13 protein-coding genes are annotated in these 21,071 nt (G+C 70.9%); 5 read left to right on the forward strand and 8 right to left on the reverse strand.

Features of this window, described 5'->3' with window-relative positions; translation table 11 throughout:
• Positions 1–269 precede the first annotated feature (269 nt).
• Both D7X74_RS23705 and D7X74_RS23710 read right to left on the reverse strand, forming a co-directional pair.
• A complete protein-coding gene (locus tag D7X74_RS23705; protein WP_120535274.1) occupies positions 270–914 on the reverse strand; it encodes a hypothetical protein in 645 nt (214 codons plus the stop codon).
• Between the two features lie 4 nt (positions 915–918).
• Entirely contained in the window at positions 919–2,442 is a 1,524-nt protein-coding gene (locus D7X74_RS23710; protein WP_120535275.1) for a M91 family zinc metallopeptidase, read from the reverse strand.
• Positions 2,443–2,769: 327 nt separating this feature from the next.
• On the opposite strand from D7X74_RS23710, the gene D7X74_RS23715 reads away from it, so the two are divergent.
• From D7X74_RS23715 to D7X74_RS23735, 5 genes are all read left to right on the forward strand, one after another.
• Positions 2,770–3,315 (forward strand): peptidase M23, encoded by a 546-nt coding sequence (locus D7X74_RS23715; RefSeq protein WP_120535276.1) that lies wholly within the window; start codon positions 2,770–2,772, stop codon positions 3,313–3,315.
• Between the two features lie 141 nt (positions 3,316–3,456).
• Positions 3,457–4,623 carry a HEAT repeat domain-containing protein gene (locus D7X74_RS23720; RefSeq protein WP_120535277.1) on the forward strand — a complete coding sequence of 389 codons (1,167 nt, stop codon included), beginning with the start codon at positions 3,457–3,459 and terminating at the stop codon, positions 4,621–4,623.
• Positions 4,623–5,603: a HEAT repeat domain-containing protein gene (locus tag D7X74_RS23725; RefSeq protein WP_120535278.1), complete on the forward strand. Its 981-nt coding sequence runs from the start codon at positions 4,623–4,625 to the stop codon at positions 5,601–5,603. Before D7X74_RS23720 ends, D7X74_RS23725 begins: the two co-directional genes overlap by 1 nt.
• A 148-nt stretch (positions 5,604–5,751) precedes the next feature.
• The gene (locus D7X74_RS23730) at positions 5,752–6,549 is read left to right on the forward strand and encodes a ZIP family metal transporter (RefSeq protein ID WP_120535279.1); all 798 of its coding nucleotides are present in this window, start codon (positions 5,752–5,754) and stop codon (positions 6,547–6,549) included.
• Between the two features lie 83 nt (positions 6,550–6,632).
• Positions 6,633–8,048, forward strand: coding sequence for a sigma 54-interacting transcriptional regulator (locus D7X74_RS23735; protein ID WP_233595721.1), 1,416 nt, complete (start codon positions 6,633–6,635; stop codon positions 8,046–8,048).
• An 11-nt stretch (positions 8,049–8,059) separates the two neighbouring features.
• Here D7X74_RS23735 and D7X74_RS23740 read toward each other — a convergent pair whose 3' ends face one another.
• The 6 genes from D7X74_RS23740 to D7X74_RS23765 form a co-directional block, all read right to left on the reverse strand.
• Positions 8,060–9,469, reverse strand: a complete 1,410-nt coding sequence (locus D7X74_RS23740; protein ID WP_120535280.1) for a serine/threonine-protein kinase — start codon at positions 9,467–9,469, stop codon at positions 8,060–8,062.
• A gap of 3 nt (positions 9,470–9,472) precedes the next feature.
• A complete protein-coding gene (locus D7X74_RS23745) occupies positions 9,473–11,143 on the reverse strand; it encodes a hypothetical protein (RefSeq protein ID WP_147446661.1) in 1,671 nt (556 codons plus the stop codon).
• A 146-nt stretch (positions 11,144–11,289) separates the two neighbouring features.
• Complete coding sequence (locus tag D7X74_RS23750) at positions 11,290–15,060, reverse strand: serine/threonine-protein kinase PknK (protein WP_120535282.1); 3,771 nt, start codon at positions 15,058–15,060, stop codon at positions 11,290–11,292.
• Positions 15,061–15,075: 15 nt separating this feature from the next.
• Positions 15,076–16,902 (reverse strand): OPT family oligopeptide transporter, encoded by a 1,827-nt coding sequence (locus D7X74_RS23755; RefSeq protein ID WP_120535283.1) that lies wholly within the window; start codon positions 16,900–16,902, stop codon positions 15,076–15,078.
• Between the two features lie 316 nt (positions 16,903–17,218).
• Positions 17,219–19,171 carry a HipA domain-containing protein gene (locus D7X74_RS44345; protein WP_233602220.1) on the reverse strand — a complete coding sequence of 651 codons (1,953 nt, stop codon included), beginning with the start codon at positions 19,169–19,171 and terminating at the stop codon, positions 17,219–17,221.
• A 49-nt stretch (positions 19,172–19,220) separates the two neighbouring features.
• Positions 19,221–20,885 (reverse strand): DUF262 domain-containing protein, encoded by a 1,665-nt coding sequence (locus D7X74_RS23765; RefSeq protein WP_120535284.1) that lies wholly within the window; start codon positions 20,883–20,885, stop codon positions 19,221–19,223.
• Positions 20,886–21,071: the final 186 nt, after the last annotated feature.

A 21,071-nucleotide genomic window follows, 5' to 3' on the forward strand; every position in this document is an offset into this window, starting at 1 on the left:
CAGGAACATGGGGATGGCGCCCCCGCCCAGCCCCACCGCCAGGATGTTCTCCGGCCGGGGCACGAACGCCAGCGCCACCATCGCCATGCGCGTGTAGGGCAGCTCCAGCCGCAGCGGGTCCCCGGGCCACACCACGCTCTGGCGCGCGCCCCCGTCCCCGAAACGCAGCGAGCGGCGCCCCTGGTCGTCCTCGGTGACGAGGACAGGGCCCGCTCCTTCGCTGCACCCGTCTTCTGGCAGGTCTTCTGGCGAAGCCAGGACGCGTGCTCCTACTTCGCGTCCGACACCGGCAGCGGGCCACTGTCCAGCACCCGCTGCGCCTTCACCACGGGCCCGTACTCCGGCGTCTGGACGGCCGTGCCCTGCGCGTCCTTGCCCGCGTGCAGCGTCATGGCGTCCGCGTCCGGCAGGTAGCCCACGCGCAGGGAGACCTCGCGCACATCCGACAGCTCGCGCGTCTGTTCGGGGCCCGTGGGGTACGGCAGGGCGGTGCGCAGGGGCAGGGGCACCACCGCGCGGCGGCTCGCCGTGGCGCCGGCTTCCACGCGGCTGACCGCGGGCACCTCCGGCGCTTCCACCATCAGGTCTTCCGGCACCGGCAGCAGCATCCGCGACAGCACCACCCGGCCACCGGACAGGTCCACGTAGGCCCGCTCCGGCGCCAGCGTCAGATGCCCGCTGAAGCCCACGTCCCACAGCCCGTCCACGAGCAGCACGGCCCGGGACGTCCGGTTGTGCACCGCGTAGGTGACCGCGAGCGTGTCCGCCTCGCGCGCCACCGACTCCACCTTCAGCTCCACGTCCGCCTGGGCCACGCGTTGTCCTCCGGGATTCGCGGGCCGCTCCGGCGCCCGCGCGCAACCGACGATGACAGCCAGCACCACCCAGGCGCCAGTCCGGAGGAGGGTTCGCATGCGGCTAGTAGCGCGGACGGGTGGGCAGGTTCAGGTCGTCGCGCAGGACGTTCTCCCCGGGACGGCCGCCCTGGACGACGTCCGGCGTGGCCGCGTTCTGGTCCAGGTCGATGGGCAGGCCCACCGCGGAGGTCTCCAGGTTGCGCGTGCCGTTCTTCTCGCCCAGCGCCAGCGTGCCGTTGACCATGTCCGAGGCGTGCACCAGCTCGTGGAACAGGCCGACGACGGGGGGACGGTTCATCCACTCCTCGGTGCCCAGGGAGATGCGCGTGGTGTTGTAGTTCACCTGCGCGTCCGTGCCCTTGCCCGCCGTGCCGTCCTTGTTCATGAAGCCATCGTTGAAGTTCGTGCCGCCCGCGCTGTTGCCGCTGGCCGTCTCGCGGATGGTCGTCTTCTTGCCGCTGGCGTCCAGCGTGCGCAGCAGCTCCTGGCCCGACGGCAGCGAGCGCATCGCGTCCAGGTCCGACTGGGTGCGCGCCTGGAACTCCGCGCTGCCCGTGACGGAGACGGACGAACCGCGCTTGTCCGCGTCCGTCATGTCCACGATCTCCCGCTCACCCTTCGCCGCGTCGGCGGTCGTCTCGTTCTCTTCCACGTACAGCTTGTCGGTGCCCTCGCCGCCCTCGACGGTGTCCGCGCCCGCGCCGCCCGCGACCGCGTCGTTGCCCGCGCCGCCGCTCAGCGCGTCGTCGCCGCGCCCGCCAATCACCTGGTCGTCGCCCTCGCCGCCGTCGACCTTGTCGTCGCCCGCGCCCGCGTCGATGTAGTCGCGCTCCCCGCCGCCCGACATCGCGTCATTGCCGTCCAGGCCGTAGAGCACGTCCCGGCCCGCGCCGCCGTCGATGCTGTCATCGCCCGCGCCGCCCTCCAGGTAGTCGTCGCCGTCCAGGCCGCTCAGCGTGTCCTTGCCTTCGCCGCCGATGACGGTGTCGTTGCCCGCGCCGCCCACCAGCGTGTCGTTGCCCTTGCCGCCCACCAGCTTGTCGTTGCCCACGCCGCCGTCCAGCGTGACGTCCTGCGTGACGCTCGCGTCCAGCGTGATGGAGTCGTCGCCGGCGCCACCGTTGATGATGGCGCCCTTCGCCTGCTCGGCCGTGAGCGTCACCGTGTCCTTGCCGGACGTGATGGTCAGCCCGCCGTCCGCCGACTGGGAGACCTTCGCGGTGTTGTTGCCCACGCCCAGGTCCACCACCGTGTTGCCGGCGGCGTTGGTGCTCACCTGCGGCGTCGTGGCGGCCGCGACCGCCTTGGCCACGTTCTTCACGGCGTCGCTGATGGCCGACCCCAGGCCGCCAAAGAGGCCGCCGGCCTTCTTGCCCTCACTGCCCGGAAGCGGAGGCAGCGCCGTCCCGATCTCCTTCGTGCCCTGGGGCCGCGACGCCAGCGTGCGAGGCCCGGCGTCGAAGCCGTCCTTCATCCGCTGGGAGACGGCGGCCTTCACCGCGTTGGGACGCACCGCGGGCGTCGCCGTCGTCTCCGGCTTCACCACGGGCGAGGGACGCGAACCGGTCTTTCCAATCGGGGCCATGACGCTTCTCCCAGGTGACGCGAGGACACCCGATGCAGTTCCCGGCGACGGGGCGCCAGGCGTCGGGCGAACGCCGACATTCCAGATTCTCGTGAACGTTTCGCCCGGGTTGCGTGCTCCGGACGAAAACGACACGGCGCGGCACGGAACCCCTTGGAATCGTTGCGTTTCTCAACTTTCAATTCCTGGGACAAAAACAACTATTTCATGTATTACAGCTTCCCGTCCCCCACCCCATTCAAGGGGATAGGTGGGTCGGGCACGGGGGCGGGTCCACCGTTGGGCCGGGCCTCCGGCGAGGCAGTGCGACGACGGGAGGAGGCACCCATGAAGCTGAAGACGTTGATGTCCACCGTGGCGACGCTGGCCGCCGCGGTGGGGGCCGGTCCGGCAACGGCGGCCACCGCGAACGGCCCCATCTGCGACACGGCGGCGTACGTGAACTCGACCACGTACTACAACTGCACCGGCAGCAGTCACACGGCGCTGGACATCGGCAACGGGTCCTGCGGCGAGTGGAACCACCGGGGCATGCTGGTGGGCAACTACCACTACTATTACTACGGCGGCTGTGCGGCGGCCTGCTACGGCTCCACCTGCAACGGCGGCGCTGGCAACTACTACGTGGTGTCTGGCGCCAGCGGCTGGGACTTCCGACAGCTGCACTTCTACGCGAACGTCAGCTCCGGCACGAAGACGTGTGACCGCTGCGCGCTGGGGCTCGTGGGCGGCACGGGCAGCGCCACCGGTCCGCACGTGCACGCGGACAATCGTCAGTACGGCACGCGCAAGTCAGCTTGGTACACCAGCGTCGGCACGACGTGCGGCACCAACGCTTACTGCAACAACCGGCTGGGCGTTCCCACGCTGTAGTCCCCGCCGTGCGCGAACCTTCCGGGAGGGGCCGGCGCTCCGGCCCGCGTCCCCTGCCCGGAGGCCCGTCCCCATCGTTCCCCCGTGATGCGCGGTGCGCGCGGGGGTGCGCCCCTTCTTGCGCGTGAGCCTCCTTCCGACATGACGTCTCGTCCCTCCTTCAAGGTCGCGCTCGCCGGCCTCGTGCTCCTCCTCGCCGTGGGCGTCGTGTGGTGGCGGGGCGCGGCCCGCTCCGATGACGCGGACCCTCCAACGCCAGGACTCACGGGCCCTTCCGTTCCGACGGCCGCGCCCGCGAGCAGCGCTCCCGTGGCCGCCGCCTCCGCGACGAGCAAAGCCCCGCGTGAACAGATTCCCATGCCCGGGTGCTGGGACGGGCTGGCCGCGCTGGACCGGTCCGCGACGCTGGAGTCGCTGCACGCGGCCGTGTCCGCCGCAATCCAGGCCCGTGACACCGCGCTGGTGGCCTATCTCCAGGAGCGCCTGACGGAGCTGGTGGGCGAGGATCCGGACCGCGCGCTGCAACTGGTGACGTGGGCGATGAAGGCCGCGCCGCCGGAGCCGGCCATCTACCTGGAGGCCCTCAAGGCGGCCCCCGCCGTGCGCCACCCGCGCGTCAGCGAGAAGCTGCTGTCGGTGGCCGAGGACAAGAGCCTCGCGGCCCCGGACCGCGCCTCCGCGCTGGATGCCCTGGAGACGCAGTACCGCTTCACGCCCGACACTCGCAACCGCCTCAAGTCCATCGCGCTGGACGACTCCGCGGACGCCGCCGCGTGGATGGCCACGCGCACCCTGGGCCGGGTGATGAAGGAGGACTACCAGCGCACCGGCACGTATGCGCCGTACTGGAAGGACCTGCTGGACATCGGCACCACGTCCGAGGACACCGCCGTGCGGCTGCTCGCGCTGGAGATGCCGTCGTACTCCGACCCGCTGATCGATTCAGGCTCCATCGACACGCTGGCCAACGTGATGCGCACCGACAAGGAGCGCGACGTGCGCGAGATGGCCGCCTTCCGGCTCGCCGTCACCGAGGATCCGCAGAAGGCCCTGGCCGCGTTCCGCGCCGCCTTCGACGGGGAACATGATTTGTGCGTGCGCTGGGCCATCCTGCGCTTCGCGGTGCGCGCGGCCGGCGCGGACGCCCTGCCCCTGGTGGAGGAGTTCGCCCGGAAGGATCCGCGCCTGCGGCAGGACTATCTGGACTTCAAGGCCCTGTACGCCACCGGCACGACGGACTTCGCGCGCATCTGGCTGGGCAAGAAGGAACACCACGATTGCGTCGTCGAGGAAGGAGCGCCGCACTGATGGGCCCGCGAATGAAGAAGACGTGCGTGCTCTGGCTTTCGCTGCTGCCGGGACTCGCCCTGGCGCAAGGCGCGCCCATCAGCGTCCCCACCCCGGCGGCCTGCACGGTGGAGGGCATGTTGGATGAAGTGCGCGTGGCGATGAAGGCAGGCTCCCCCGCCTACCAGCGCTATGCGCGCCTGCGCCTGAAGGAAGCCGCCATCGCCATGCCACCGGAGGCGTTGGGCCGAGCGGTGAGCCAGGAGCGCGACCCCGCCGTGCTGGAGGCCGTGGGGGCGGCGCTGGCCACCAAGGCGAGCAACGCGCAGAAGCCGGAGCTGCTCCAGCCGCTGCTCTCCCGTGCGAAGCAGGACGTGGATCCGGGCCTGCGCGCGGCGGCGGTGCGTGCGCTCAAGGGCGCGCCGTCGGTGGAGTTCATGGCGAAGAACGGCGACGTCGTCACCTACGAACAGCTCGTGCGCGACAGCGCGCCGGAGGTGCGACAGGCGGTGGTGGAGAACCTGGTGACGGAGAGCGCAGGCATCTACTTCGGCCACAACGCGGAGCTGGCCGAGACGGCGGTGAAGGCCGCCGCGGCCTCCGGTGACCCCTCGGTGGCCACTCGCCTGCTGGGCGAGGTCTCCATGGAGGCCGCGAGTCCGGAGGCGGTGCGCCAGCTCACCTCCCAACTGCGCTCGGAAGACCCCGGCATGCGCGCGGCGGCGGCGAAGGCCCTGGGCGGAGTGCCCGGCACCGAGTCCCCGGGTGCACGCCGCTCGCTCACCGCGCTCTACCGGAGCGACAGCGACCTCGCGGTGCGCAAGTCCGCGCTGGAGGGTTTGGCACGCCTGGGCCAGTCCAGCGCACGGCCCCTGCTGGAGTCCCTGCGCGGCGTGGATCCGCGCATGGATCCCGAAATCGATGCGTGGCTGGGCGCCCTCAAGCTGAACCTCCAGGAGTGGCACCTGCTACTGCGCGAGAAGCAGCGGCTGCGCCCCTGACACGTGCCCGCCCCCCTGGTGAACCACCTGGCAGCCATCGCGTCCGCCTCGGGCGATGCCGGTCGCCCCGTTCCGTGACGGGCAACCACGCCCGGGGCGCGGTGGAAAAGGTGGCCGTGCGCGGCGGAGTGGGACAGGTTGGAGGGCCATGTCCGACAGCGGTTTCGGCACGTCCACCCTCGCCCTGGCGCTCGCCGGCAGCGCGGTCACCATCCTGTCCACCAGCCTGGGCGCGCTGCCCGCCCTCGCGGCGCGCGACATCTCCCGGCGCTCCAAGGATGTGCTGATGGGCTTCAGCGCGGGCGTGATGCTCGCGGCCACGGCCTTCTCGCTGGTGGTGCCCGCCATCGACCTGGGCGAACAACGCTACGCGTCGCGCTTCACCGCCGCACTGGTGGTGGGGGGCAGCATGCTGGTGGGCGGCCTGTTCCTGCACCTGTGCAACCGCTACATCCCCCACGAGCACTTCATCAAGGGGCAGGAGGGCAACGCCCAGGCCGCGAACCTGAAGCGCATCTGGCTGTTCGTGCTGGCCATCGCGCTGCACAACTTCCCGGAGGGGCTCGCGGTGGGCACCGGCGTGGGCAGCCGCTCCATGGAGATCGCCGCGCCCATCCTCGTGGGCATCGGGTTGCAGGACATCCCGGAGGGCTTCGTCGTCGCGCTGGCGCTGATGGGCGTGGCGTACAGCCGGGGGCAGGCGGTGCTGGTGGCGCTGTACACGGGGCTGGTGGAGGGGGCCGCCGCGCTGGTGGGCTTCTTCGCCACCTCGTTCGCGTCCGGCATCCTGCCGTGGGCGCTCGCGTTCGCGGGCGGCTCCATGCTGTACGTCGTCAGCGACGAGATGATCCCGGAGAGCCACCGCCAGGAGTACGCGAAGGAGGCCACGGCCGGGCTGATGGTGGGCTTCGTCCTGATGATGTTCCTGGACGTCACGCTCAGCTGACGGCCCGGCTCGCGGTCGCCCATGTGTTCACCGCCCCCGTGGTGCTCCGCCCGGGGTGGCCCGGACGTGGTAGCTTGATTTGCATGTCTGTGTCGGATCGAACCCGCGTCGACGGGGCCCCGGGAGAGCACAAGGACAAGGGCACCCTCCCGGAGGAAGGGGAGGCGGAGGCCGCGCTGCATGTGACGCTGCCCTACGAGCAGGCCCGCCGTCCGGGGGACCTGCCCGTGGTGCGTCGCTTCCGCCTGTCCGTGGTGGAGGGTCCGGGTGCGGGCACGGTGTGGGAGTCCACGTCGGACACCTGCTCGGTGGGCTCGCATCCGCTCAACGACTGCACGGTGGAGGACTCCACCGTGTCGCGCTTCCACTGCGAGGTGAAGATCGGCCCCAAGGGCCCGCAGGTGAAGGACCTGGACAGCCTCAACGGCGTCATCGTGGACGGCGTGCAGGTGGTGGAGGGCATCCTGCGCAGTGGCAGCCTGCTCCGCCTGGGCCGCGTGGTGCTGCGCTTCGACTTCAGCGCGGAGAGCAACAAGCTCCCGCTGTCGGACATGACGCACTTCGGGTCGCTCGTGGGCACGTCGGTGGCCATGCGCGGCTGCTTCGCGATGATGGAGCGCGCCGCCGCGCGCGACGTCACCGTGCTGCTGGAGGGCGAGACGGGCACCGGCAAGAGCCAGGCGGCGCTCGCCATCCACCAGGCCAGCCGGCGCAAGGACGCGGCCTTCCTGGTGGTGGACTGCGGCGCCATCCCCGCCCACATCCTGGAGAGCGAGCTGTTCGGCCACGAGAAGGGCTCCTTCACCGGCGCGGTGAACCGGCGCGCGGGCGTCTTCGAGGAGGCCGACGGCGGCACCGTCTTCCTGGACGAGATTGGCGAACTGCCCCCGGAGCTGCAGCCCAAGCTCTTGCGCGTGCTGGAGAACCGGGAGATCCGCCGGGTGGGCAGCAACACGTACCTGCCGGTGGACGTGCGGCTGATGGCGGCCACCCACCGCGACCTGCGCGCGGAGGTGAACGCGGGGCGCTTCCGCTCCGACCTGTTCTTCCGGCTCGCGGTGCTGCGCATCGGAATGCCTTCGCTGCGCCAGCGGCCGGAGGACCTGTCCATGCTGGTGTCGGGCATCCTCAAGTCGCTGGGCGCGGATCCGGAGCGCACGGGAGCACTGCGCACGCCGGAGTTCCTCTCGCGCCTGCGGCACGCGGCGTGGCCGGGCAACGTGCGCGAATTGCGCAACCACCTGGAGCGCTGTCTGGTGTTCGAGGACGCGCTGCCGCTGGCGGAGGAGGACTCGCGCCCGGAGGGCAGCCCGCTGGAGGTGGACCTGTCGCGTCCGTACGCGGAGCAGCGCCGCCGCGTGGTGGACGACTTCGAGCGCCGCTACCTGCGGGCGCTCCTGGAGAAGCACCAGGGCAAGGTGGCCCAGGCCGCCATCACCGCCGGCATGGACCGCGTGCACTTCTACCGGCTGCTGCGCAGGCACGGCATCAAGCCGTGAGGCGTTGAAGCTCAGCGCCGCGCCGTGAGCCGCCAGCGATCCGGAGCGCTGGCCACCGGACTGGAGACGAAGTCCGCCTCCAGTCCGCGCAGCGCCGCGCCGGTGACGACGAGCGCGCCGTCCGCCCCGTCCTGGATCCACGAGGGCAGGTGGAGCAGGCCCCCTTCCCCACCAGCGTCATCCCACGCGGAGGCCGCGGCATCCTCCCATCCGTGGGCCTCATCGCGGCCCACCAGCCGGTCCACGTGCACGGTGACGGAGAGGCCCGAAGGCGCCTCCCCCCGCGTCAGCGCGAGCCCCACGTCCAGCACCCGAGCCCGCAGCTCCCGCTCGCGAAGCACATCATCCGGCAGGCTCGCCAGCGCCAGCAGGCATGCGCCGCCCACCACCCGGACCTCCAGCCCCGCCTCCAGCGCCAGGGCGCTCGCGCGCTCCAGCCCCGCGTCCAGCGCCTCCATCGTCAGGGCGTCCGGTTCGCCGGGAGTCCGCCCCTCCACGTACAGGCCCAGCGCGCGCGGCGCCTCCACCGGCGCGGCCCCCCCGAGCACCGCGCCGCGCAGGTCCTCCAGGAGCGCGTCCACGTTCGGGTAGCGCTCCTCGCGCTCCTTGCGCAGACACTTGAGCACCACCGCGTCCAGCGCCACGGACACCGGCGCGTGCTCCCCCGGTCGTGGCGCGGGGGCGTGCAGGTGCTGCTGCTCCACCTCGTGGCGCGTGGTGCCCCGGAAGGGCGGCATGCCCGTGAGCAGTTGGAACAGCAGCACGCCCACCGCGTACAGGTCCGTGCGCGCATCGGGCACCTGCCCGCGGATCTGCTCCGGCGCCATCGACAGCGGCGTGCCCAGCACCACGCCGGTGTGCGTGAGCGACGAGCTACCCGGAGCGCCCGGCACCAGCCCCTTCGCTACGCCGAAGTCCACCAGCTTCACCGCCGGCCCGCCGCGCCCCTGCGCGAGCCGCACCACGTTCTGCGCCTTCAGGTCGCGGTGCACCACGCCCGCCGCGTGCGCCACCCGCAGCGCGGCGCCCACCTGCTCCATCACCGCCAGCACCTCGCGCGGAGACAGCGGACCGCGCGTGGCCAGCTCCGCCGCCAGGTCCTGTCCCTCCAGCCACTCCATCGCGATGAAGGGCCGACCATCCGACAGCTCGCCGTACCCCAGCACCGTGACGATGTGCGGATGCCGCAACCGCTGCAGCGTGGCCGCCTCGCGCCGGAAGCGCCGCAGCGCCACCGCCGCCGTGGCCACCTGCGGGTGCAGCACCTTCAGCGCCGCGGACACGCCGGTCTGCGCGTGCCGCGCACGGTACAGCGCGGACACGGGGCCCACGACCTGGACGCGCTCCACCACCCAGTCGCCCACGAGCGCGCCGGGCCGAAGTTCCTCGCCGTAGAGCGCCTCCTCGCCGTTGCCCGCCATGGCTCAGCGCTTCCCCGGCTCCTTCGTCGGCAGCGGCTCCTTCGTCGGCAGCGGCTCCTTCGTCGGCAGCGGCACGGGCGTCGGCACGGGCGTCGGCACCGGCACGGACACGCGGCCCGAGGTCTCCCTCCGGGGCGTCTGCGCTTCCGACCAGCGCGCGCACAGGTCCGTGTGCTGTGCATCCACCAGGTCGCACGGACCATTCAGGAACACGGTGACGGGCTCCTCCCAGGTCTCATCGACAGGATCGCGGCACGCCACGAAGTCACCATCCCCCACGAACAGCGGGCCGTCCTGCGCCGCGCACTGCTTCGGGCCCTCGGCGGCCCAGCAGGGTCCCGTCACCGTGGCCGCGCAGTCCTCGTGTGTGCCGGGCAGCGCGCACACGCGATAGGTCGCGTAGGCCAGACCGTGCACCCAGCCCGGGTCGTAGCAGGAGTAGAGGTCGTTGAAGATGGGCTTCGACTGGCCCGGTTCGGGCCGCTTGATGACGTACCGGTCGCGGGTCACGTTCAGCACCTGCACGTTGATGTCATCGCGCAGCGCGCCGGGCCCGAACATGTTGCCGTAGAAGGCCCCTTCGCGGATCCGGTACACGCCCCGCTCGGAGAGCGGAAGCTGCGCCGTGCCCGTCACCGCCACGGTCACCCGCCCGGTCGTCGCGTTGTTCCAGGGCGCGACCATCACCGTGAAGTATCCGCCCTGCGCGGGGCACGTGATGTTCACCGAGGGGTTCGTCATGGCCGTGGGCCAGGGCGACGTGGAACCCGGCAGGCAACCCTCGCTCGCCGCCATCAGCTCCGCGGACGTGCTGTCACACCCGGAGATGCCACTGCACACGCGCATCACCATCCGAGCATCCGAGCTGGAGCCCAGCGGCGCCCCCACGCCACACGCCGAGGGTCCACCCGTCGGGCCACCCGCGCCCACCGACACCGTCTGGCCCGCGGGGCACCACCCCACCGAGTGCATCGTCCAACCGCAGTCGCGCCCCGCCCCCACCGCCGCGCCGGAACAGGGCGCGGAGCTGTTCCGCGACGTCGTTGAGCCCTGGGCGTAATTCAGGGGCGCGGCCCAGGAGTCCAGCGCGAAGGGCTCCGCGATGGCCAGCTCGGGCTCGTGGATCTCCCCACGCATCGACAGGCCCACGCGGTAGCCCAACGCGTTGTTGCGCGCCAGCAGGCAGGCCGTCACGCGCTTCAGGCACGCGGAGTCCTCCGCCGGAGCGCTGGTGCGCCACTGGGGGCACAGGCCCGCGCCGCCCTTCCATTGGCTGAGCTGCGAGCCCGCGGGCTGCAACGGGTTCATCCACGCCAGGGTCTCGCCTTCCTCCAGCGCACAGCTCACCAGATACGCCATGAACCGCTGGGCATACGGATCACGAAGCTGGTTGGCGATGAGCGCGCTCTCCGCGCTGGGAATGATTTCGCCGGGGTCGAAGAGCGACTCCAGCGAGTTCGACGCCAGCGCTTCATTCGCGGCGTGGTTGGCCGCGATGGCATTGACCACCAGCTCCTGCGTGGTGAGTGAGTTGGCGATGCGGATCTCCGCCTCGCTCGTACCCAATGCGACGTCGGAGCCTCCAGCTTCGGCGCCCTCCGGAAGCGCGGGCTCGCAACCGGCCAGGGCCAGCAGGAGGAAACACCAGGGGACTCGGGAGAATGAGGAGGCCATCGCGCGAACGCTCCTAGACAGGATTCGGGGGACGGGGCGGGCCGGACCAAGCACAGCCCCCACCCCCGAAGGAAACCTCACACGTGCCCTTCTTGTCTTCCTGTAGCGCGAAACGTTACGGCGACGGGCAGGTGTAGCGTTTCGCGCTACAGCGATTCACCGGCGAGCGCGGCCTTCAATGCGTGGAAACGCGTAGACCACAGGGGCGCCTCGGCCACCGCGCTTCCCGCCCGCTCGAGCCACGTCCGGGCCTCCAGCACCGCGCCCGTGCGTCGGGCGATGCCGGTGGCTTGCAGGAGGATTTCAGCCTTCTCGTCCGGAGAGGCCAGGGCGTCCGCTTCGGTGAGAAGGGCCTCCCACTCCGACGCGAGGAACGCGCCCGCCGCCTGTTGATGGACCTGGAGCTCCACCAGCCGCCGCATGATGGCGGTGGGAGGCAGCGACTCCGGAGGGCAGCGCCGCTCAATCCAGGCGAGCTGTCGGGCCGCCGCCGCTTCGTCTCCCGCCGCGGCGTGGATGCGGGCGATGAGCAGCGCATCCACGGGCACGGGGTGTTCGCGGAAGAAGCGCACGCCCAACTCGTGGGCGCGCTGGGCCAGGGGCAGCGCTTCGTCCAGGCGGCCCTGCATGTAGAGGACCTCCGCCAGGTTGAAGGTGGACCAGCGCTCCATCTGCGCATGGGCCAGCTCGCGCCCCAGCGCCATGGCGCGACGCAGGTCCTCTTCCATCCGCGCCACGTCGCCCTGCCGCAGCCACAGCAGGACGCGGTTGCTCAGCACGGCGGCCTTGTGCAGGCCATCGCCGGTGGCCTCGCAGCGCTCCAGCGCTTCATCGAAGCGGGCCGCGGCCTCCGGTGCGCGGTCCAGGAACGTGAGCGCGGCGCCCAGCAGCGCCAGCGACACCACCAGCGTCTCATGGTCCCGCGCGCCCTCGGCGCCCTCGGCGGTGGAGGCGAGCACGCGGGCCGCGGCGGCCCACTCGCCCTGACGCACGTGCAGTCGGCCCCGGGCCAGTCCACAGCGCAGGGACAGGCGCGGCGCATCCAACGGCTCGATGGCCTCCAGCGCCTCCCGCGTGCAGACCGCGGATCCGTCCGAGTCCTCCATCCAGTCGCGAGCGGTGGCCTCCTCCAGGAGCAGGTCCACCTCCAGCGCTGCGTCATCGAGGGCATGGGCGAGCGCGCGCGCCGACGACAGGTCCGCCAGACTCTCGCGGAAGCGCTGGAGCCGGTGGCGCACCCGGCCGCGTCCCGCCAGGGCCTGCGCGCGGCGTGCGTCGTCGGACTCCGGAAGCAGCGCCAGCGCGCGCGTGTAGTGCTGCTCCGCCTCCACCGACAGATGTCCCGCGCGAGCCTCCTCCGCCAGTGCCAGGTAGCTCCGGGCCGCCTCCAGGTGGGCACCGCACGCAGCGGCGTGATGGGCGCGGCGGCGGCGCTCCACGACGTCATCGCCCACGCTCGCCTTCAGCGCGGCGGCGTGCAGGGCGCGACGGGGCGCGGGAGGAAGCAGGGCCTCCAGCGCCTCGCGAAGCAACGGATGACGGAAGGCGAAGCGCCCGGGCCCGGAAGGGCGCAGCAGGCCCGCGCGAGCCAATCGCTGCAACCCGGCCCCGGCATCCAGGGTCGCGGCGCGCGACAACTCCGGTCCCGACGCCAACTGGCGCAAAGCCGCGTCCACCCGGGCCACGTCCACCTCCGTGCCCAGCACCGCGCACAGCCGCGCCAGCACGCGGTGCACCTCCGGAAGGCCCGCCAGGACGCGAGGGGCCAGCCGTTCGAAGAGCGGCGTCACCGACACATCGAGCAGCGCATCCGGAGCGACGTACCACCCACCGCCCGGAGCCGAACGCAGGGCCCCCGCGGCCCGGAGCGCCCGAGCCAATTCCACCAGCGACAAAGGCACGCCCTGCGCCAGTTGCTCCAGGCGTGCGAGCACCGGCTCGGGGATGTGCTCCGCGGGGCGCAGCAGGTGGAGGAGCACCGCGCGGCTCGCCTCAGGAGGCAGGGGCGGCAGCGGATGCTGGGAGGCGCGGGCACTGCGCTCGCCCAGGTGGGGACGCGCGCCCAGCAGCGAAGGGCGCCCGGCCATGCAAACCCACAAGGGAGCGCGAGGCCCCGCGAGCGTGGCGCGCTCCAACGCATCCAGGCTCTGCGGATCCGCTAGGTGCGCGTCATCCAGCAACAGCACCAGGGGAGCTTCACGGGCCTGTGCAAGGAGCGCCTCGGCCACGACACGAGGCTCCGCGGACGGGCGGCCCACGACGGCACGCAAGGCGTCGAGAAGCGAATCCGCCACCGAGGCATCAGGAGCAGGCGCGCGCAGTCGCACCACGCGCGCAAGGCCCTCCGCTTCCAACCGCGAGGCAAGCGCCTTGAGCAGCCGCGACTTGCCATGCCCCACTTCGCCGGAGAGCACGCCCAGCCCCGGCACCGCATCCGCGATGCTGCGGCCCGCGTCCATCGCCAGTGCATCCATCACCGCGTCGCGGCCCACGAACGGAGGAGGCTCCCCTTCGACACGAGCCCCCTCGTCGTCGTGGAGGCGAAGGCGCAAGCCCTCCCCCTCCGAGGGCTCGGTCCATCCAGGCTCCATGCGCGCGGAGGCCTCCGGCGTCACCCGCACCTCCCCCTGCGCGACCGCCCTGGGCCACCAGGACTCCGGCCGTTCCAGCGCAACGCCGGCCACGCGAGGCAACGTGGTCCCAGGGTGCACGTACAACACGGCGAGGTGGAGGACGGCCATCGCCGCGCCGGACTCCACCAATCGCCGGGCCGCGAGCGCGCCCGCGCGAAGGTTCGCCTCCGCGGACAGCGACTCGCAGAAGACGAGCAGGTAGCCACCATTCGCGACCCGGGCCAGCACCCCGCCAAACGGTTCCAGCGTGGCGCCCAGTCCCGCCACCGAAGCGCTCGTGCGCAACCCCAGCACCGCAACGGGCCGGGCCCCCGAGAACGTCGCCAGGGCCGCACCCGTCCGAGGTTGCGCCTCCGGCACCCCGATGACGTCGGGAAGCGATGCCTGCGCGCACGCGGCATCGAAGGCAGCGAGCACGTCCGGGGCGCTCGCGAAGCGTTCAGAGGGAACCTTGGCCAGACACCGGGCCACCACGGCATCGAGCGCGACGGGCACGGGGGCGCGCTCGGAGACGCGAGGAGGACGCCGACTCACATGGCCTTCGCGCACCTCGTCCGGACTGCCATGAAAGGGCGGCGTGCCGGTGAGCATCTCGAAGATCAGGACACCCAGCGCGTAGATGTCAGCGGCAGCGCCCGCCTCGCGAGCGTCCAGGCACTGCTCCGGCGCCATGTAGACCGTCGTCCCCGCGCGGTTCCCTGCCGCCTCGGAGTCCTCCACCCCGTCCTGCAGCCACCGCGCGAGCCCGAAGTCCAGCAGGCTCAGCGCGCCGCCCTCGCGAAGGAAGAGGTTCTCCGGCTTGAGGTCCCGGTGGGCGAGCCCCACCGCATGCACGCGAGCCACCGCCGGACACAACCCCGCGAGCAGCTCGCGCACGCGCGCCAGGGACGCGGCGCCGGTGCCGGGCAGCGCCGCCATCCAGGCCGCGAGCGTCTGCCCCCGCAGCAACTCCTGCACGAGGAAGGGCCTGCCACCGACGCGGCCCTCCTGGAACACCGCCGGAACCGTGGGAGGCCCCACGCGCCGGAGCGCCTCCGCCTCATGAGCGAAGCGGGCGTGATGGGGGCCCAGGCCCACCTTGAGGGCCACCTCGCGGCCGTCCACCTCCCGCACCGCGACGTAGACCTGGGCAAAGCCTCCCACGCCCAACAAGGCGACGCCGGACAAGCCGGGGACGTCCGGAAGCGCCAGCAGCTCCGGGGGGGGGCCGGGCTCGGCGGGGACGCCATTCACGGGACACACCGCGCCAGGAGTGAGGCGGCGGTAACAGACCGGACAGCGCATGCGGGTGCCGAAAGGCTACCAGAGCGCCCGCGCCAGGACGATGCCAACCCCGACCAGGCCCTCTCCCGCGATGAGCCCGGCCGCCAGCGTCACCCCAGGGCCCTCCGAAGCGGGCCTGAGCCGCCGGGCCACCTCCCACCCCAGGCCTCCCAGGAAGAATCCCAGGCAGGTGGACGCGGGCAGCAGGAAGGCCAGCCCCACGCCCACGACGGACGGAGTCCAGCGCCGGAAGCGCTCCGGGAGTGCCTGCTCGCAGAGTGTGAGGACGGCCGCGCCCAGCGCCGCCCAGCCCATGGCGCTCCGCAGGTCTGGAGACACCGCGTCCAGCCCGGAGGCCAGCACCTGGGCCACGCCCGCGGTGACCGTGGCGGCCGGGGCCGGAAAGCGCTCCGAGCCCAACACGGACGCATCCGGCACCAGCAGGTAGAACAGCGGCACCACCACCAGCGAGCCCACGACACAGCCCAACAACTGCGCCAGGAACACGCGGCGAGGATGCGCACCCAGCAGGTGGCCCGCCTTCAGGTCCGTGAGCAGGTCGGCCGCGGACGAAGCCGCGTTGACGGTGATGCCCGCGGTGGCGAGGTTCGCCTGCACGTTGCCAGGCAGCAGCACGCCATACGTCAGCTGTGTCACCTGCCCCAGCGCGCCCACGGGGCTGACGTCCGTTTCCCCCGTGACGCGGCAGGAGATGAGACACAGCACGAACGACAGCGCGACCGCGAGCAGCGCATGGGGCACCGGCACATCAAAGCCCACCCAGGCCAGCGCCACCGTCGCGGGAGTCAGCACGAGCAGCCCCGCGAACAACCACCGCCCGGGAACCTGGAGCGCCTCCACCGGATGACGCGCTCCCTGCCCCCGGGCAAACAGCCCCCGAAGCGCGCGGCCCCACACGCGGCCCTGGAGTGCGAACTGCAACAGCGACGCGGTGGTGAGCGCCGCCGCGCCCGGCCACAGCGCCCAGGCAAGGAAGTCCCCCTCTACGGGGACCACGCCCGAAGCCATCAGCCGAGGAGCGATGACGCCATGGACGAGGAGCGCCCCCAGCAGCATCGATGCGGTGATGCGAACGCCCAGGAGCGCGCCGCCGCCCACCGGCATCAACCCCGTCTCCAGGGCGAATCCCAGCCGTTCCAGCGACACCCCACCGAGCGTCCCCGGAAACGCCCAGGCGTAGGGAAGGCGTCCGAATCCATCACGGGCGAGTGTCAGCACGCCGGACACAAGGCCCCCTACCCCCAGCATGCGCAGGCGGGGCCGTGACGCAGCGCCCCCCGCATGCAGCGCGCGTACGGTGGCCGCGGCGGCGGTGCCAGAAGCAAAAGGGAGCTGCTCGCGATCCACCAACTGGCGCTTGAGCGGCACGGCGAAGAGGACGCCCAGAGCGGACAGCAGGAATGTCCACGCCAGCAGCGTCCAACCGGGCAGGTGATGTCCCGTGGTCAGGAGCCAGGCGCCCTGCACGGACACCAGCGCGCCCCCCGTCGCATACCCGGCCGACGAGGCCACCGTCTGCGCGCACCCCATCTCCAGCAATGACAACGGAGCCCCCGCGACCCGAGGGACAACGCGGCGAAGGGCCCCCTGTGTCGCGGAGGCCAGCAACGCGGCGGTGATGGCCACACCAAACACGACGCCCGTCTTCAGGCCCGCGTAGAGGTTGGTGGCGCAGGTGAGCACGCCCAGCCCCGCGCCCAGCGCCACCGCGCGAAGCGTCAACTGCGGCATGCGGTCACCCTGGTACACCTGGGTGAGCCAGAACGTGTCCGCCTCCGCCTGCGTCGCGCCGGGAATGCTGAGCAGCGTCAGCGAGGCATCGGTGGGAGCGCGTTCAGACATGGCCGGCGAGCATCCTCCCCGTTCGTACCTTCCCGCGCCACAATCCCCAGCCCGCGTGTTGCCGGAAAGGCCCAATCCCTCTCACTCATCAGCCTTTGAAATCCACAGAGACAACCCCGGCATCCATCAGTACGACCGATACACCAACGACAGCCTGGGCTGACCTGCGTGGGCCCGGGACCTGAAGGATCTAGCAAGAACACCGGTTTCGAAGCCGTCAGCACGCGCCAACTGCGAATCACCCTGGACCAGGAAGCTCAGCCCTGATCAGGCCCGGGAGAGCTGCTGACGGAAGGGCGGTCTCACCGCCCGAGCGTCACGGCTCACGCAGACGCATCAGGTAGAAGACGTAGCCGTAGCTGTCCCCGTGGCGACGGAACAAGCCCACCTCCTGTTCCGTCGCCGCGATGACCTCACGCAGCGCCGGGTCCGCGGAAGGACGCAAGCGTTCGATGCGCTGGAGCAGCGGTGTGTAGTACTCGTCCCACCACGCGGACGCGGGCAACGTGAAGGTGTCCAGCACGGTGAACCCCTCGGCCTCCGCGGTGGAGCGGTTGTCGGCGATGGACGCCATGGAGGGATACGCGTCCGACCAGAAGCGGGCGGCCTCCGGGGGCCGGGCGTCCGTGAGCCACGAGCACTCGGTGACGGCCACCAGTCCTCCCGAAGCGAGCAGCGGCCGCCAGCGGCGCAGGCCCGGCCCGAACCCCATCAAGTAGATGGCACCCTCGGACCAAAGGAGGTCCACGGAAGCAGGAGGCAGCGTCAGCGCGCCCATGTCCTCCTGTCGGGTCACGATGGCATCCACGAGGCCCCTCTCCCGAGCCTCGCGTTCCAGTTGTTCCAGATAGGGCCGGTGCAGATCCACGGCGGTGACACGGGTCCCCAGCGTCTCAGCAAGCACGAGCGTCTGCCGGCCGGTGCCGGAGCCCAGATCGAGCACGCGAGGTGAGGAAGAAAGCGGAGGCAACCGACGAAGGGCCTCGCGGGTGCAGGCATCGCTGCCAGGGCCCAGACGGGGCAGCTCGCTGTAGAGGGTGAAGAAGGCGTTGGCCGCCTGCCGCAGCTCCCCTGCGCTGCGCTTCACCCCGCCCTGGAGGAGTGGAACCTTCTTCCAGTGCTCCTCGATGCGCTGCTTGAACACCTCCGGCATGGGCAGCTCCGCGCGAAGCGAAGACCAGGTGTCGAGCGCGGATTCGACGGCCCCTCTCACCACGGGAAGGACGTCGTCGTCGGACAGGCCCAGCTTGCGCGCCAGCCGCTCGAAGCTCTGGAGCGACACGTCGTCGAAGCGCTTGGACTTCGCCAGGTTCAGCGCGAGCTGATCCTGCGGCATGTACTGGATGGTGGAGACGAAGTCATACGCGGGCGACAGCGTGGGACGGGTGCCGTCCGGGTAGAAAAGCGACCAGTTCTTGTGGTGCGCGTCGCCATTGCCGCACGCGATGATGAACACCATTCGCCGCAGGAACTCCTGGAGTGCATCCAGTCCCGCGACCTTGAGCAGCACGTTGGCGATGGTCTCGTAGTTGTACTTCTTGTACTTCTCATCCGAGTACAGCCCCAGCACCTGCGCCAGGTCCTCCATGTGCACGCGGCGCCCGGGTGACGGTCGGTCGAAGCGGCGGATGGCATACGCCAGGTCCTCGCGAAGGGTGATGCCCTCGGGGAGCCCATGGAGGTCGGAGACCTTGAGCAGTTGCATCTCCGGCACGTCGATGCCGGTGGCGCGGGCCCACGTCATCACGGACAGCTCGTTCTCCGGCACGCGGTCGTAGCGGTTGTCCGGAAGCTTGACGATCCAATCGCCGCCCTTTCCGCCCATGGGCAGCGTCATCCCCCGGTCGCGGCGCAGCATGGAGAATTTGAGCTGAACACCCGCGAGCGAGAAGCGCAGCGGCTCTCCGTCGGGGGTCGCGGACTCGGAGGGGGTATCGACCAGGGAATGGTCGCGGACGGGGAGCTCACCCGCCGGTCGGACGATGACGGCGCCGGAGAGGTCCTCGCCCAGGTGCGCGATGAAGAAGAACTCGCGCTGCCGGGCAATCTGCTCACGCTCGGAGATGAGATCGCGCAGCGGGCCTTCGGGCAGGAGGTTGGAGAAGAACGGCGGCAACCGCATGCGGCTGATGTGCCGGCGCGACAGGTCATCCTCGAAGAACTGGCCCAGCACGGGACGCGGGTAACGCTGGCGGTACTCCTCGGAGACGCTGAACTCGATGCGCTCGTCGGCGAGCAACGTGAGCGTGCCGACGTGTACGTCGCCCATGAGAACGTCGAGGACACCAGTGGTGGACGTAGGCGGCCTGGGGTCCATGTCAGTCGTCTCCGTCGTCGATGATCATCGATTGGAGGGAAGGACGGTCCGAGTCATCCCAGCGCGTCCGGGCTTCGATGAACTGTCGCACCACGGGCTCCAAGTGGGCCCGCCGCTGCCGGAGGAAATCCACAGCTTCGCCCCGCCGCAGGTATTCGAGCATTGCGGGCGTCAGTCCATGGCTGACCAGAATCTCCTGGTCGGGAAGCGAGCCCTGTTTGAGCAGTTCCAGGACGGACGTCCCCGCCAGGGAAGGATGGAAGAGGGAGTTGAAAGGGGCCAGGAGCTGGAATGTCCGTTGGAAGCCGCCCCCTCGCACCGCCCACTCCGGAGCGCTCTCCATGGGGAGGATGTCCAGGAAGCCTTCGGTCCCTGAATCCAGCAGTTCACCAGGGTCCAGCACCGCGCCCGTCAGCAGGTGCCGTGGAAGGAGGGACACCAGGACGATGCGCATCACGGGAGGCGGCTGGGCCACCTCCGGATTGGGGATGACGGGAAGACCCGCCTCCAGCCACCAGGGGATCAGGGGCGAGGCCACCTGGGCCAGCATCGCCTGGATGGAGCGTTCCTCGTCGGAGCGCATGGCCGCGACGAGTTCCAGGGCCTCTGCGGGCTTGAGCACCCAGCCGCCGAAGACGACGTGCCGCCAGAACCAGCGGGACAACAGCTCCCGCGACCGGGGAGAGGGTTCCGGATGCAGTTGGAAGAACCGCGTCAGCAGCACGAGCGAGTTCTCGGGCGACGGCAGCAACTTCAGATGTGGGATGAACGCATCGCGCTTGAGGAACACGATGGCATCGCGCAACGCGCGCTCGGTGCGCTGGACGGTCTCCGTGAAGTCGTCGTCCTGATGCAGTTGCTGCTGATAACTCCGGGTGAAATCCAGACCCCGCACGGCCAGTACGGCCCGCAGCAACAGCGACTCTGGAACGGCGCCAAAGCCCAGCTCCCGCAGCCCCTGCGTCACCGACTCCAGGCTGAGCGAGCGCGAGCCCACATACAGCGCATTGAAGACCTCTTCGTCCGTAAGGGGCCGGCCCGCGGTGTTCAGCCGCTTGAAAATGATGCGCAGCACCTTCTCGTCGGTCGTGTCCACGACGTAGGCAGGCACCTGGTACTCGCGGATGGCCTTGCCCAAACGGATGGCGGCGCGGATGTGCTCCGGGTGCGCTTCGCGAGCCGGGTAGCGGTTGAGCCAGTTGAGCAGCGACTCGCTGTCCAACACCTCGTTCATCGGCAGCCAGTGCGAAGGGGGCGTCGCGTTCTTCGACGGAGGCAAGAGCTCTTCGGTCTCCAGATCGAAGTACAGGTGGAAGTCGTCGCGCCCCAGCTCATCCCCATAGGCCGGGTGGAGCAGCACGCCCGCGAGCGCCGTGACCCGCTGCTGTCCGTCCACGGCCCACAGGCCCTGGCTGGTGGACGGAGCATCGATGCGCACGGGCCCGAAGCTCACGCTGGAGGCAGGGGCCTCCCGCCGCCAGAACAACAACGTCCCGATGGGGTAGCCCCGGTAGACGCTGTCCAGCAGGTCGCGCACGTCGTCCGCGGTCCACCGAAGGGGGCGCTGGAAGTCAGGAATGCGCACCTCACCGCGCCGCACGCGATCGAGCAGATCCTCGATGCTGAACGACTTGGTCTCCGGGCGCCGCGTCAGGAGGGAGGGCATCGCGTGTCTCCTGCCAGGAGCCTCTAGCCCGAATCCACACCCGGGCGAAACGCTGAACAAGCCCGCAAAGACAAAAGCCCCTGGCGCCTTGCGGCACCAGGGGCTTTTCAAAAAGAATCCGGCAGCGACCTACTCTCCCACGCGGTTTCCCGCGGAGTACCATCGGCTCTGGAGGGCTTAACTTCC

The organism is Corallococcus sp. CA047B, assembly GCF_003612065.1.
Taxonomy (GTDB): domain Bacteria; phylum Myxococcota; class Myxococcia; order Myxococcales; family Myxococcaceae; genus Corallococcus; species Corallococcus praedator.

Coding starts and splice junctions, on each gene's coding strand:
- D7X74_RS23725 (WP_120535278.1), top strand. CDS start 4,623: ATGGGCCCGCGAATGAAGAAGACGTGCGTGCTCTGGCTTTCGCTGCTG.
- D7X74_RS23750 (WP_120535282.1), bottom strand. CDS start 15,060: ATGCGCTGTCCGGTCTGTTACCGCCGCCTCACTCCTGGCGCGGTGTGT.
- D7X74_RS23735 (WP_233595721.1), top strand. CDS start 6,633: ATGTCTGTGTCGGATCGAACCCGCGTCGACGGGGCCCCGGGAGAGCAC.
- D7X74_RS23715 (WP_120535276.1), top strand. CDS start 2,770: ATGAAGCTGAAGACGTTGATGTCCACCGTGGCGACGCTGGCCGCCGCG.
- D7X74_RS23740 (WP_120535280.1), bottom strand. CDS start 9,469: ATGGCGGGCAACGGCGAGGAGGCGCTCTACGGCGAGGAACTTCGGCCC.
- D7X74_RS23765 (WP_120535284.1), bottom strand. CDS start 20,885: ATGCCCTCCCTCCTGACGCGGCGCCCGGAGACCAAGTCGTTCAGCATC.
- D7X74_RS23745 (WP_147446661.1), bottom strand. CDS start 11,143: ATGGCCTCCTCATTCTCCCGAGTCCCCTGGTGTTTCCTCCTGCTGGCC.
- D7X74_RS23730 (WP_120535279.1), top strand. CDS start 5,752: ATGTCCGACAGCGGTTTCGGCACGTCCACCCTCGCCCTGGCGCTCGCC.
- D7X74_RS23705 (WP_120535274.1), bottom strand. CDS start 914: ATGCGAACCCTCCTCCGGACTGGCGCCTGGGTGGTGCTGGCTGTCATC.
- D7X74_RS23720 (WP_120535277.1), top strand. CDS start 3,457: ATGACGTCTCGTCCCTCCTTCAAGGTCGCGCTCGCCGGCCTCGTGCTC.
- D7X74_RS44345 (WP_233602220.1), bottom strand. CDS start 19,171: ATGGGCGACGTACACGTCGGCACGCTCACGTTGCTCGCCGACGAGCGC.
- D7X74_RS23755 (WP_120535283.1), bottom strand. CDS start 16,902: ATGTCTGAACGCGCTCCCACCGATGCCTCGCTGACGCTGCTCAGCATT.
- D7X74_RS23710 (WP_120535275.1), bottom strand. CDS start 2,442: ATGGCCCCGATTGGAAAGACCGGTTCGCGTCCCTCGCCCGTGGTGAAG.